Genomic DNA, 12,937 nt, shown 5'->3' with positions numbered 1-12,937 from the left:
GGAGTCTCCGAATGCAAATTATTCTTCTGGAAAAAGTCGTCAATCTGGGCAACCTGGGCGATATCGTGAAGGTCAAGGACGGTTACGCACGTAACTTCCTGATCCCGAACAAGCAAGCTCGCCGTGCAACGAAGGAAGCCCTGGCTGAATTCGAAGTGCGCCGTGCAGAACTCGAAAAAGTCGCCGCTGAAAAGCTGGCTGCTGCTACCGCTCAAGGCGAAAAACTGGCTGGCTCAACGGTTCAGATCAATCAGAAGGCTGGCGTCGACGGCCGTCTGTTCGGTTCGGTGACGAACGCGGACATCGCTGAAGCCCTGGTCAAGCAAGGTTTCGCAGTGGAAAAGGCGCAAGTGCGTCTGCCGGAAGGCCCGCTGAAGCTGGTTGGCGAGCACGCTGTTCAGATCTCGCTGCACACCGACGTTCTGGTCGATGTGACGGTTGCTGTGATCGGCGAACACGTCTAAGCAGCAAGTAGTATTTGCCAGGACGTTGCTGGCGAAAAGCAGGGGCCGGGTGACCGGCCCCTGCTTTTTTTGTGTCCGTTTTTTTAGCTTTTCGGCCGCCCGCGCGCCCTCGATTTGCCCGATAATTCCTCTCCATGAACGCACCGTCCAAAGATCCCCAACTCGAGTCGCTGAAAGTCCCGCCGCATTCGATCGAGGCCGAGCAATCGGTGCTGGGCGGCCTGCTTCTCGACAACGCCGCATGGGACCGCATTGCGGACTTTCTGTCGCAGAGCGATTTTTATCGCTATGACCACCGCATCATCTTCGAGCACATCGGCAAGCTGATCGCGGCCACCCGGCCGGCGGACGTGATCACGGTGTACGAGGCGCTCGGCACCGCGGGCAAGGCGGAAGAGGTTGGCGGTCTCGCTTACCTGAATGCGCTGGCCCAGAACACGCCGAGCGCGGCGAATATCCGGCGCTACGCGGAAATCGTGCGCGACCGCGCGGTGCTGCGCCGGCTGGTTTCCGTCGCCGACGAAATCTCGGCCGACGCCTTCAATCCGCAGGGCAAGGAAGTCCGGCAGTTGCTGGACGAGGCCGAGTCGAAGGTGTTTTCGATTGCCGAAGACGGCGCGCGCGGCACTCAGGGCTTCCTGGAAATCGGGCCGTTGCTCACGGAAGTCGTCGAGCGGATCGATACCCTTTATCACACGGCCAATCCGAGCGACGTGACCGGCACGCCGACCGGCTTCGTCGATCTGGACCGCATGACGTCGGGCATGCACGGCGGCGAGTTGATCATCGTCGCGGGCCGTCCGTCGATGGGTAAAACGGCGTTTTCGATGAATATCGGCGAATACGTGGCGGTTGAGTATGGCTTGCCGGTCGCGGTGTTCTCGATGGAAATGCCGGGTTCTCAGCTCACCATGCGTATGCTCGGCTCGGTCGGGCGGCTGGATCAACACCGCATGCGAACCGGGCGCCTGACCGACGAAGATTGGCCGAAGCTCACGCACGCCGTGCAGAAAATGAGCGAGGCGCAGATTTTCATCGACGAAACCGGCGGCCTGAACCCGATGGAATTGCGCTCGCGGGCGCGCCGGCTGTCGCGCCAGTGCGGCAAGCTGGGACTGATCATCATCGACTACCTGCAGTTGATGAGCGGGTCGTCGTCAGGCGAAAACCGTGCGACCGAAATCTCGGAAATCTCGCGCTCACTGAAGAGTCTCGCCAAGGAACTCGACGTGCCGGTGATCGCCTTGTCGCAGCTCAACCGGGGTCTCGAGCAGCGCCCGAACAAGCGCCCGATCATGTCGGACCTGCGTGAATCCGGCGCTATCGAGCAGGATGCTGACGTGATCCTGTTTATTTACCGCGACGAAGTGTACAACCCGGACAGCCCGGACAAGGGCACCGCCGAGATTATCATCGGCAAGCAGCGGAACGGTCCGATCGGACCCGTTCGGCTCACGTTCCACGGTCAATTCACGAAGTTCGACAACTTTGCAGGCGCGCAGAATTTCTACAGCGATTGAGCGGAGAAGTGAAGCGATAACTGGGGCGCCGTTGTAACGGCGCTTTCAAAAGTGCGGCGCGGGTCTCGCGACGGTACAATGTGGCGGTTTTATGTCAGCCATAATGTGACCAATTTTCGGGATCCCAATGTTCGGTCGATTCATGCCCACCGAGGGCAAGTTCTTTGAAATTTTCAATGCGCACGCAACGTGTATCGTCTCGGCAAGCCGTGAACTCGAGCTGCTGATCGACAATCTGCAGGACGCCGAGACCCATAAGCAAAACGTGCAGAAAGCCGAGAAGGCCGCTGACAAGCTCACGCACGAAACCATCGACCTGCTGCACAAGACGTTCATCACGCCGCTCGACCGCGACGAGATTCACAAGCTGATCACCACGATGGACGACATCCTCGACCTGATGGAGGACGTTGCCACCGCCATTTCGCTGTACGACGTGCAGGCCGTGACTTCCGAGGCGAGCCAGTTGGCGCACATCTGCACTGCCACTTCCGAGCGCGTGCAATTCGCCGTCAGTCTGCTGTCCGACATGAAGCAGGCCAGCCAGATTCTGAAGGCTTGCGAGGAAATCGACCGGCTGGAATCGGAAGCCGACCGCGTGCTGCGCTCGGCCATGTCGAAACTGTTCCGCGAAGAAGACAACGTCAAGACCCTGATCAAGCTGAAGGCGATCTACGAATTGCTCGAAACGATCACGGACAAGTGTGAAGATGTAGCGAACATCATCGAAGGCATCGTGCTGGAAAACGCATAATGCAATCGATACAACTCGCAATCTGGGTCGTCACCGGCCTGGTCGCCGTCGCGCTGATTTTCGACTTCATGAACGGCTTCCACGACGCGGCGAATTCGATCGCCACGGTCGTCTCGACCGGCGTGCTGAAACCGCAGCAGGCGGTCGCCTTCGCCGCGGCGTTCAACGTCATCGCGTATTTCGTGTTCCATCTGAAAGTGGCGGCGACCGTCGGCAAGGGCACGATCGATCCGAACATCGTCGACCATTACGTGATTTTCGGTGCGCTGGTCGGCGCGATCGGCTGGAACATCATCACCTGGCATTACGGCATTCCGTCGAGCTCGTCGCATGCGCTGATCGGCGGGCTGGTGGGCGCGGCGCTCGCCAAGTCGGGCTGGGGTTCGCTCAATTTCGACGGCCTGATGAAGACGGTGGCCTTCATCTTCATTTCGCCGCTGCTCGGCTTCGTGCTCGGCTCGTTCTTCATGCTGGCGGTGTCGTGGATCTATTTCCGCACGCCGCCGAGCAAGGTGGACCGGCGTTTCCGTCGCCTGCAACTGGTGTCCGCGGGCTTGTATAGCCTCGGCCACGGCGGCAACGACGCGCAGAAAACCATCGGCATCATCTGGATGCTGCTGATCGCGACCGGCTATGCGTCGTCGATCGCGGACGCGCCGCCGCTGTGGGTGATCGGCGGCTGCTATCTCTCTATGGGCATCGGTACGTTGTTCGGCGGGTGGCGGATCGTCCGCACGATGGGCCAGAAGATCACCAAGCTCAAGCCGGTCGGCGGTTTTTGCGCGGAGTCGGGCGGCGCGATCACACTGTTTACCGCCTCGTGGCTCGGCATTCCGGTGTCCACCACGCATACGATTACCGGCGCGATCGTGGGTGTCGGCGCGACGCAAAAGCTGAGCGCGGTGCGGTGGGGCGTGGCCGGCAACATCGTCTGGGCGTGGATTCTGACGATTCCGGCTTCCGCGGCCCTCGCCGGGGTTGCGTGGTGGCTCGGCCACCGTTTCCTGTAGGCGCGGGAAACGCGGAAAACGCACAACACGCGCGCGGCAGCGCTGCCTGCCGCGCGCTCAGTTGCAGGGTTAGAAGCGCGCCTAGATCAGCGGCGCGCTGCCTCCATCCATCGGGACGATTGCGCCCGTCACATAGCTTGCACGGCGGCTCGCCAGAAACAGCGCGACGTCGGCGATTTCCTCCGGTTTGGCGAAGCGTCCGAGCGGCACTCTGGCCTGGCCGCGCGCGAGCGCTTCCGCACTGCCGATGCCTTGCTGCGTCGCTTCCAGTTTGACTGCTTCCTCGACACGCTCGGTGAGCGTCGCGCCGGGATTGATCGCGTTGATGCGGATGCCGTAGCGCGCGTAATAGTGCGCGAGGCCGACTGTGGCAAGCATCAGCGCGGCATTCGCGGCGCCGCCCGCAATGTGGATATCGCTCGCGATCTTGCCGCCCATGCCGATGATATTGACGATCGTGCCGGGCTCGCTCCCATTACCGGATTTCGCCCGCTCGGCCATGCGGCGCAGCACTTCCTGCTGGGGATAGATGTAGGGGAAGTATTTCGCTTCCATGGTGGCGCGGAACGCCTCGGCATCGAGCGTTTCCGGGTCGTAGCGGCGCGCGGCGCCTGCGCTGTTGATCAGCACGTCGATCGGGCCGACCGCGGTGCTGACTTCTTCGACGATATCGGCGGCGCTGTGCGGCTCGTGCAGATCGGCGCGGGTCCGGTGCACCTGCAGGCCTTCTTGTTTCAACTGTTCGTAGGCGCGCGCGAGGTTGGCGGGATCGCGCGAGACGATCGCGACTTTCGCGCCTTCGAGCGCAAACGCACGGGCACAGGCAAGCCCGATTCCCTTGCTGCCGCCCGTGATCAACACCACCTTGTCTTTGAGTCCGAGATCCATCGTCATCACCCGCTGTCGAAAGAATATCGGTGACGATAGCAGATCGGCGGCGAGCTTGTGGTGCACCGGTCGGCAGCGCCGCGCATGATTGCGAGCGGCCGGGCGCGTCAGCGCGCTGACCACCAGCCGCGCTTCGCGACCTCAGAAGTTGCCGTTGGCGAAGCGGGCGATCGGGTCGTCGTTGGTTTGCGTGGGAGCGGGCATGCCGCGCGACGCCGTGGAAGCCCGCATGATCTGCACGCTGCCGCTCTCATCGGCTTGCTGCGCCTGCCGGGCTTGGCGGGCGGCGACGGCGGCGGGCGGCGGCGGTTCGAACGCGTCGGCTGCCGCGTCGATAGGATCGGGTGGGTGGACGGCCGCCGTTGGCGCAGCACTGCTTGAAGCCGTCGGATGTTGTTGAGCCGGTGCGCCGGAGTTGGCGTCGTACGCGCTGGTCTGAGCGCCAGGAACCGGCGTCGGCGACACAGCGCCAGCCTCACGCGCCTGGATCTGCGCGGCGCTCATGCCGGGCGGTGGCGGCTCAAACGGATCAGCTTGTGCCGATGCAGTGAGCGGCTGAGCCTCCGCAGTCAAAGGTGCGCGAGGCGCCGCTGCAACGCGGGCCGTCTGCTGCGGCTGGGATTGGGGCTGCAGCGCACCTGCGGCATAGACCGGCGGCTGTGTCGCCGTCTTCGCCGAGGTCGGCGCCACCACGGTCGCCGTCGTGCCCGCCGCACCAGCATACGCCGGCGTTGTTTGCGCCACCGGCGCGACGCGCTCAGGCTGCGGTGCCGCAGCCTGATAGCTCGGCGTATCGAACGGCGTTGGCGTTGCAGCCGGCGCGGCCACGCGACGAATGCCGTCGAAGCGTTTGGCCCAATACGGATTGGTCAGGTAATCGAGCCGCACCGTGCCGCCGGTCGACGGCGCGTTGACGAAGCGCAGCTTGCCGACATAAATGCCGACATGCGAATGCGCGCGCCCCGTCGTGTTGAAGAAAATCAGATCGCCCGGCGCGATCTCGTCCGGTTCTATCGACTCGCCGCGCCCACTCATGTCCGCCGTCGTGCGCGGCAGATTCACGGAAGCCGCGCGCGAGACCACGTAGCGAACCAATCCGCTGCAATCGAAGCCGCTATCTGGAGTATTGCCACCCCAACGGTATGGAATGCCGACCAGGCTCATCGCCTGAATCGAGATTTCCTCGCGGCCGATGCTGTGATCGACGAAATTCGGAAACCCGGGCGGCGGAGCGTGATAAGCGCCGTTCGCCACCACGACCGCGCTACTCGATCCGCGTGACGACGTCTTTTGCGGCGCACCGGCACAGGCGGCGAGCAGCAGAACGGTCAGCAACGAAAAGGCGAGTCGGCGCATGAAGACGAGGAGAGCGGTAAACGCTCGTTTAATGGCGGACGATGTCGGGATGGTAGCCCTTGGAGCCTCGCTCCGGCAAGAATTCTTCATAAATTACATGAAGTTCATGCGCTAAGTGTTGCCAGTCGGGAACGCACCACCAAGAAAAAAGCCACGTCCGGAATGCTCCGGACGTGGCTTCGTACTGAAGCTAACTAACTGAAACCTAGAGAATTTCCGACGCGTAGTCGGCGAGACGCGAACGCTCGCCGCGTGCCAGTGTCACATGCCCGCTGTGCGCCCAGCCCTTGAAGCGATCGACCACGTACGTCAGACCCGAACTGCCTTCCGTGAGGTACGGCGTGTCGATCTGCGCGATGTTGCCCAGACAGATGATCTTCGTGCCAGGGCCCGCACGAGTGACCAGCGTTTTCATCTGCTTCGGCGTCAGGTTTTGCGCCTCGTCGATGATCAGATACTTGTCCACGAACGTGCGGCCACGCATGAAGTTCATGCTCTTGACCTTCAGGCGCGAGCGGATCAGCTCCTGAGTCGCGGCGCGGCCCCATTCGCCGGCGGCGTCGTCGGTTTTCTGCAGGACTTCGAGGTTGTCGTCGAATGCACCCATCCACGGCTGCATTTTTTCCTCTTCCGTACCTGGCAGGAAGCCGATGTCTTCACCAACCGGCACCGTTGCGCGCGTCACGATGATCTCGTTGTAGCGCTTGTCGTCCAGCACCTGCGCGAGACCGGCGGCGAGCGCGACCAGCGTCTTGCCGGTGCCGGCCTGACCCAGCAGCGTGACGAAGTCGATTTCCGGGTTCATCAGGAGGTTCAGCGCGAAGTTCTGCTCGCGGTTACGCGCCGTGATGCCCCACACGTTGTTCTTGTGGTGGCCGTAGTCGCGCAAGGTTTGCAGCAGCGCCGTCTTGCCGTTCAGTTCGCGCACCAGCGCGTGAAACGCCGGCTCGCCGTTCTGCGGCTCCAGATAGACGAACTCGTTGACCAGCATCGACGCGCACAGCGGACCGGTCACGCGGTAATACGTGGTTCCGGTCTTGGTGTCCTGCCAGCTCTCCATGCCCTTCGCGTGCCTGGTCCAGAAATCCTGCGGCAGCGCGCGAATGCCGGAATACAGCAGATCGCTGTCTTCGAGCACCTGGTCGTTGAAGTAGTCTTCAGCCGGCAGGCCGAGCGCATGCGCCTTGATGCGCATGTTGATGTCTTTCGACACCAGCACGACCTGGCGATCCATCCGGTCGCGCTGCAACGCGCGCACCACGCCGAGGATCTGGTTGTCGGCTTTGCCTTCCGGCAGACCTTCCACCGGTTCGATGGCGGTGAGCTTGGTCTGGAAGTACAGGCGCCCGGAAGCCTCGCGGCTGCCCAGACGCGCGAGCGATATGCCGTCGGACATATTGCCGGCGTTCGCCACGAGCGCGTCCAGCGTGCGGCTCACCTGACGGGCGTTGCGCGCGACTTCCGACATGCCCTTCTTGTGGTTGTCGAGTTCTTCCAACGTCATCATTGGCAGATAGACGTCGTGTTCCTCGAAACGGAACAGGCAGCTCGGATCGTGCATCAGCACGTTCGTGTCGAGCACGAAAAGCTTCTGGACTTCGACCGGTTCGGTGGCCGTGCCGCGTTTCCTGCCGGTGCCGCGCGTGTTCGGCGCGGCGGCTGCGGGTGTGCTCGCCTCAGCCTGCTTCGCACTCGGCGCACGCGCGACGACCGGCTCTGCGGGCGCAGCCGGCTCGGCTTGCGGACGGGCAGCGGGAACCGGCTGCAACAGGGCGGCCGTCTGCTTCGATTTGCGGCTGCGGGTGGGCGCGGCCTCGCCCGAGGATTCGGATACAGCCGGAGCCGCCGACGACGTCGGCACAGGCCGCAAAGTGGTCGCGGCATTGGCGGCGTGCGCCATCGGCGTGGCGACGTTTGCGCGGCCATAGTCGGCCGACTCTGCGGATTCCCCAACGGTCGCCTGTTTCTTCGCGGCGGAGCGCGCCGGGCTGGCGGCTTTGGCCTTGTATTCGTCAGGCGGCAGGAGATTGCCGAGCTTGCTGGGGGGGGTAGGCAAAGGCATGGTTTCCCTCGAATTAATCGGGTCGCATATCGTGCGCCGCCTGTCGCATTCTGCCGGTGCCAATGGATGCGCACGCAGTTTGCGCCCGGAGGCGCGCATTCGGTCTAGAGATGCCGGTTCGCCTGGTCTTCGATCGGCTCCTTAACGGAAGCGCGTGGCCGAGTGAACGAACGGCCGCGCGCAATTAAAAAAGCCGCCGCCCCGGCGTACGGGGCAAGCGGCTCGCCTACAGTGCTCGCGTTGCGCCTCACGACTCCGACGGCACCCGGGAAAAACCGGAAACGGCCGTCAAGTCTGGCGCAGCGGCGAAGAATTTGGGGTGTACAGGCACTCATTGCAACCCAATATAACGCGCCTCAAAGCGCTTGTACAGCCTCCAGAATATCGTCGACGTGGCCGGGCACCTTCACGCCGCGCCACTCCTGGCGCAGCACGCCTTCAGCGTCGATGAGGAACGTGGAGCGTTCAATTCCCCGTACTTCTTTGCCATACATTTTCTTCATTTTGATGACGTTGAAGAGCGCGCACAGCGTTTCCTCGGGATCCGAGATCAACGGGAAGGGCAGTTCGAGCTTTGCCTTGAAATTGTCATGCGAGCGCAGGCTGTCGCGCGACACGCCGATGATCTCCGCGCCGGCCTTCCTGAACTTCGGATACAGATCGCGGAACTGCAGACCTTCGGTTGTGCAGCCCGGCGTGTTGTCCTTCGGATAAAAATACAGCACCACCTTCTTGCCCCGCAGCTTGGACAGCGTGATCTCGCCGCCGGTAGCGGGGGCGGTGAAGTCGGGGATGGGTTGGTCGACTGCGATGGGCACGAGGTTCTCCGGTTGTTATGGCCGGCGCCGGAAGATTGCGGCGGCGCCGGCCTGGCGTCGAGACTTTTGGGAGGGGCGGCCGGCGCGCGGCATGTTCTCGCGCGGCGCTCGGGTCGTCAGGGCCGGCTGCGGGCTGACCAGTCAGGGCTGGACAATCAGTTCGCCGGAGCGCCCTGGAATTTCGCCCCATGTAACAGGGTACGATGGCAGCGTGCTGCGGTCTAGCGCCGCGTAATAATCGCCCATCGTCGCGAAGGTGTGGCCTTGCGCGCGCCAGCCTTCCAGAAGCTGTTCGAAAATCGGCGCGAGCTTTTGCCCTTCGAGTTCCGCGTGCAGCGTGTACACCTGGTCGTGCGGATTGTTTTCCGTATGCTTGAGCATCCACGCGGCGACATTGTGCGGCTCGACACCGTCCACGCCGAGCACTTCGTCGAGCGTGGGCAGCGTGGTGGGCATCTGCACATGCGTGAGCGTTCGCCCGCCGACCACCGGCAGATACGGCGAGTGGCCGCGGCCGTCGGACGCGTAGTGCATGCCCCACGCGTCGATCTGCTCGAACGCGTGGCCGTTCATCTGCCAGCCGGCCGCGCCGTGCGTGACCGGCGGCGTGCCGAACACTTCGACGAAACGGTCGTGGCTTTGCTGCATCTGCGCCGTGGTCCATGCGCGGTCTTTCGAGCGCACGTTGTCCTGCCAGTAGACGTGATCCCACGTATGAATGCCGCACTCGAAGCCGGCTTCGTGGATCGCGCGCATTTCCGCTGCGGCCTTGGCGCCGATGTCCGGGCCGGGCAGCAATACGCCGTACATCAACTGTTTGATGCCGTAGTGTTCGACCACCGAGGTGCGCGACACCTTCTGCAAAAAGCCCGGCCGCAGCACGCGGCGCATCGCCCAACCGGTGTGGTCGGGCCCGAGGCTGAAGAGGAAGGTGGCGCGCGCCTTGAAGCGGTCGAAGATGCGCGCGAGATTCGGCACGCCTTCGCGGGTGCCGCGCAGCGTGTCGACGTCGATCTTCAGGACGATACGAGCCAAGGATCGGCCCTTATTGCTGTTCGACGAGCGCGCGCGCTTCGCCGACGTGGCCGCGATACGCTTCGAAAATCTTGCGCAGCGCTTCGTCGAAGGTCGACTTGGGCGCCCAGCCGAGTTCCTGCATGGTGTTGTCGATCTTCGGCACGCGGTTCTGCACGTCCTGATAGCCCGCGCCGTAGTACGCGCCCGACGAGGTTTCGACCAGTTGCACCTGCTTGGCCGTGTCTGCGTATTCCGGGAATTCGGCGGCGAGCGTCAGCATCTTGTGCGCGAGTTCACGCACCGAGAAATTGTTGGTCGGGTTGCCGATGTTGTAGATCTTGCCCGTTGCCACGCCGTCCTTGTTCTCGATGATCTTCATCAGCGCGCCGATGCCGTCGTCGATGTCCGTGAACGCGCGCTTTTGCGCGCCGCCGTCCACGAGGCTGATGTTCTCGCCGCGCACGATATGGCCGAGGAACTGCGTGACCACGCGCGAGCTGCCTTCCTTCGGCGTGTAGATCGAGTCGAGGCCCGGGCCGATCCAGTTGAACGGACGGAACAGCGTGAAGTTCAGGCCTTCCATGCCGTAACCCCAGATCACGCGGTCCATCAACTGCTTGGAGCACGCGTAGATCCAGCGCGGCTTGTTGATCGGACCGTACGACAGTTGCGATTCTTCCGGATCGAACTGCTCGTCCGTGCACATGCCGTAGACCTCGGACGTGGACGGGAACACGAGGTGCTTGCCGTACTTGACGGCCGAACGCACGATCGGCAGGTTCGCCTCGAAGTCGAGTTCGAACACGCGCAGTGGCTGCTTCACGTACGTGGCGGGCGTGGCGATCGCGACCAGCGGCAGGATCACATCGCACTTCTTGACGTGATATTCGACCCACTCCTTGTTGATCGTGATGTCGCCTTCGAAGAAGTGCATCCGTTCATGATTGATCAGGTCGCCCAGACGTTCGGTCTGCATGTCCATCCCGAACACTTCCCAATCGGTCGTTTCGAGAATGCGTTTGGACAGGTGATGGCCGATGAAGCCGTTCACACCCAGAATCAGGACTTTTTTCATGAGTAACGGGGAGTTTGAATGAGCTGGGCAAATTCGGCCGGAGTGACGACAGTCTCGCTGCCGCCGTGCTGGTGCCGCAATTCGTGGATGGCGATCGTGCGGCCGTCGCCGCATATCGCGAAAATGGCATTATCGCTTACGTGCAGGCCCGCGGGCAAATCCGAGCGAAGCGCGCCGGGCGCGGCCAGCCGCGCGCGCGCAACCATGAAGCGGTGCCCGCCGAGGTCCGTGAACGCGCCCGGATAGGGCGGCGCGACCGCACGGATCAGGTTGTAGACCTGCTGCGCCGGTTGCGTCCAGTCGATGCGGCCGTCTTCCGGCTTGCGGCCGCCGAAATAGCTGCCGTGCGAGATATCGTTCGGCAGATGCGGCGCTTCGCCCGCCAGCAAGGACGGCAGCACGCGCCACAGCGTCTGCTCGGCGGCCACCGTGACTTTGTCGAACACTTGGCTCGCGGTGTCGTCGGGCAGGATCGGCACCGGCGTTTGCGCGACGATCGCGCCCGCGTCCGGCTTGGCCGCCATTTCGTGCAGCGTCGCGCCGGTTTCGGTTTCGCCGTGAATCACCGCCCAGTTGGTCGGCACGCGGCCGCGGTACTTCGGCAGCAGCGAGCCGTGCATGTTGTACGCGCCTCGTGCGGCGAGCGCCAGCAACTCGACCGGCAACATATGGCGGTAGTAGAACGAGAAGATGAAGTCCGGGCGCGCGGCACTCACCGCGGCGTGCAGCTCGGGACTTTTGGGATCGTTCGGCGTCATCACCGGAATACCGTGTTCGGCCGCGACGGAGGCGACGCTGCCGAACCAGATGTTTTCGGTCGGGTTGTCTTCGTGCGTGACGACGAGCGCCACGTCCACGCCGCGCGCGAGCAGCACCTGCAGGCAGCGCACACCGACGTTGTGATACGCGAATACGACGGCGCGCGGCTTCATGGAGTGGGACCCTGGTCGAGGAGCGGCGCGGCCTGCACGGCCTGTACGACCGTCTGGCGCGGCGCTTCGGCGACGGTCGTGCCGTCGCGCTGTTCAAGAATGGTTTGCACGAGGTAGCGTGGACGCGCGCGCACCTGCTGATAGATCCGGCCGATATATTCGCCGAGCAGACCGAGCGCGAAGATGATCACACCGAGCAGGAAGAAGGTGATGGCGAACAGCGTGAACACACCTTGCACTTCCGCGCCGATGATGAAGCGGCGAATCAGCAGCAGCACGAACAGCGCCGCGGACCCGAGCGACAGGATCACGCCGATGAACGACAGCCATTGCAGCGGCACCACCGAGAAGCCGGTCACGAGGTCGAAATTCAGGCGGATCAGCGAATACAGCGAGTACTTCGATTCGCCGGCAAAACGCTCTTCGTGCGCGACCTCGACTTCCACCGGATTCTGCGCGAACGTGTACGCGAGCGCCGGAATGAAGGTGTTGATTTCGCCGCAGCGATTGATCGTGTCGATGATATGCCGGCTGTACGCGCGCAGCATGCAGCCCTGGTCGGTCATCTTGATGCGGGTGATGCGCTCGCGCAGCCGGTTCATCGCACGCGAGGCCTTGCGGCGCCACAGGCTGTCCTGGCGCTGCAGGCGAATCGTGCCGACGTAGTCGTAGCCTTCGCGCATCTTGTTGACCAGCTTGGCGATCTCTTCCGGCGGATTCTGCAGGTCGGCGTCGAGCGTGATGACGATCTCGCCGCGCGATTGCTCGAAGCCCGCCAGAATCGCCATGTGCTGGCCGTAGTTGCCGTTCAGCAGAATCACGCGGGTCGAGTCGGGACGCGCACGGAACTGCTCGGCGAGCAGGGCCGCGGACTTGTCGCGGCTGCCGTCGTTGATGAAGATCACTTCATAACCGGTGCCGAGCGCGTCTAGCGCAGGATAGAGGCGCGCGAACAGCGCAGCCAGACCGGCTTCCTCGTTGTACACCGGGATGATGACCGACACTTCCGGTGCGACGGCGCGATGTTCCGAATAACTCATT

The 12,937-nt window shown here is 63.1% G+C and carries 12 protein-coding genes; 4 read left to right on the top strand and 8 right to left on the bottom strand.

What is annotated here, in order from left to right:
* The first annotated feature begins 11 nt into the window (after positions 1-11).
* From rplI to NE850_RS21085, 4 genes are all read left to right on the top strand, one after another.
* Positions 12-464, top strand: a complete 453-nt coding sequence (gene rplI / locus NE850_RS21100) for a 50S ribosomal protein L9 (protein WP_007182108.1) — start codon at positions 12-14, stop codon at positions 462-464.
* Positions 465-598: 134 nt separating this feature from the next.
* Positions 599-1,984 carry a replicative DNA helicase gene (locus NE850_RS21095; RefSeq protein ID WP_007182107.1) on the top strand — a complete coding sequence of 462 codons (1,386 nt, stop codon included), beginning with the start codon at positions 599-601 and terminating at the stop codon, positions 1,982-1,984.
* A gap of 127 nt (positions 1,985-2,111) precedes the next feature.
* A complete protein-coding gene (locus NE850_RS21090; RefSeq protein WP_007182106.1) occupies positions 2,112-2,738 on the top strand; it encodes a DUF47 domain-containing protein in 627 nt (208 codons plus the stop codon).
* The gene (locus NE850_RS21085) at positions 2,738-3,748 is read left to right on the top strand and encodes an inorganic phosphate transporter (RefSeq protein WP_007182105.1); all 1,011 of its coding nucleotides are present in this window, start codon (positions 2,738-2,740) and stop codon (positions 3,746-3,748) included. The genes NE850_RS21090 and NE850_RS21085 overlap by 1 nt, the downstream gene beginning before the upstream one ends.
* Positions 3,749-3,829: 81 nt before the next feature.
* Here the strand turns inward: NE850_RS21085 and NE850_RS21080 are convergent, their stop codons facing one another.
* From NE850_RS21080 to NE850_RS21045, 8 genes are all read right to left on the bottom strand, one after another.
* Complete coding sequence (locus NE850_RS21080) at positions 3,830-4,636, bottom strand: SDR family NAD(P)-dependent oxidoreductase (RefSeq protein ID WP_035518632.1); 807 nt, start codon at positions 4,634-4,636, stop codon at positions 3,830-3,832.
* A gap of 141 nt (positions 4,637-4,777) precedes the next feature.
* A complete protein-coding gene (locus tag NE850_RS21075; RefSeq protein WP_007182103.1) occupies positions 4,778-5,992 on the bottom strand; it encodes a C40 family peptidase in 1,215 nt (404 codons plus the stop codon).
* A gap of 205 nt (positions 5,993-6,197) precedes the next feature.
* On the bottom strand, positions 6,198-8,054 hold the full coding sequence (locus NE850_RS21070; protein WP_007182102.1) for a PhoH family protein: 1,857 nt from the start codon (positions 8,052-8,054) through the stop codon (positions 6,198-6,200).
* 356 nt (positions 8,055-8,410) lie between these two features.
* Positions 8,411-8,872, bottom strand: coding sequence for a peroxiredoxin (locus NE850_RS21065; RefSeq protein WP_007182101.1), 462 nt, complete (start codon positions 8,870-8,872; stop codon positions 8,411-8,413).
* A 141-nt stretch (positions 8,873-9,013) separates the two neighbouring features.
* Entirely contained in the window at positions 9,014-9,907 is an 894-nt protein-coding gene (locus NE850_RS21060) for a polysaccharide deacetylase family protein (protein WP_007182100.1), read from the bottom strand.
* A gap of 10 nt (positions 9,908-9,917) precedes the next feature.
* Positions 9,918-10,964 carry a bifunctional UDP-4-keto-pentose/UDP-xylose synthase gene (locus NE850_RS21055; RefSeq protein WP_007182099.1) on the bottom strand — a complete coding sequence of 349 codons (1,047 nt, stop codon included), beginning with the start codon at positions 10,962-10,964 and terminating at the stop codon, positions 9,918-9,920.
* Complete coding sequence (locus tag NE850_RS21050) at positions 10,961-11,896, bottom strand: formyltransferase (protein ID WP_007182098.1); 936 nt, start codon at positions 11,894-11,896, stop codon at positions 10,961-10,963. The genes NE850_RS21055 and NE850_RS21050 overlap by 4 nt, the downstream gene beginning before the upstream one ends.
* Positions 11,893-12,936, bottom strand: a complete 1,044-nt coding sequence (locus tag NE850_RS21045) for a glycosyltransferase (RefSeq protein ID WP_007182097.1) — start codon at positions 12,934-12,936, stop codon at positions 11,893-11,895. The genes NE850_RS21050 and NE850_RS21045 overlap by 4 nt, the downstream gene beginning before the upstream one ends.
* Position 12,937: the final 1 nt, after the last annotated feature.

Origin of the sequence: Paraburkholderia sp. USG1 (genome assembly GCF_031570135.1) — a bacterium.
Lineage (GTDB): Bacteria > Pseudomonadota > Gammaproteobacteria > Burkholderiales > Burkholderiaceae > Paraburkholderia > Paraburkholderia dioscoreae.
This window is presented reverse-complemented; position numbering and strand designations above follow the sequence as displayed.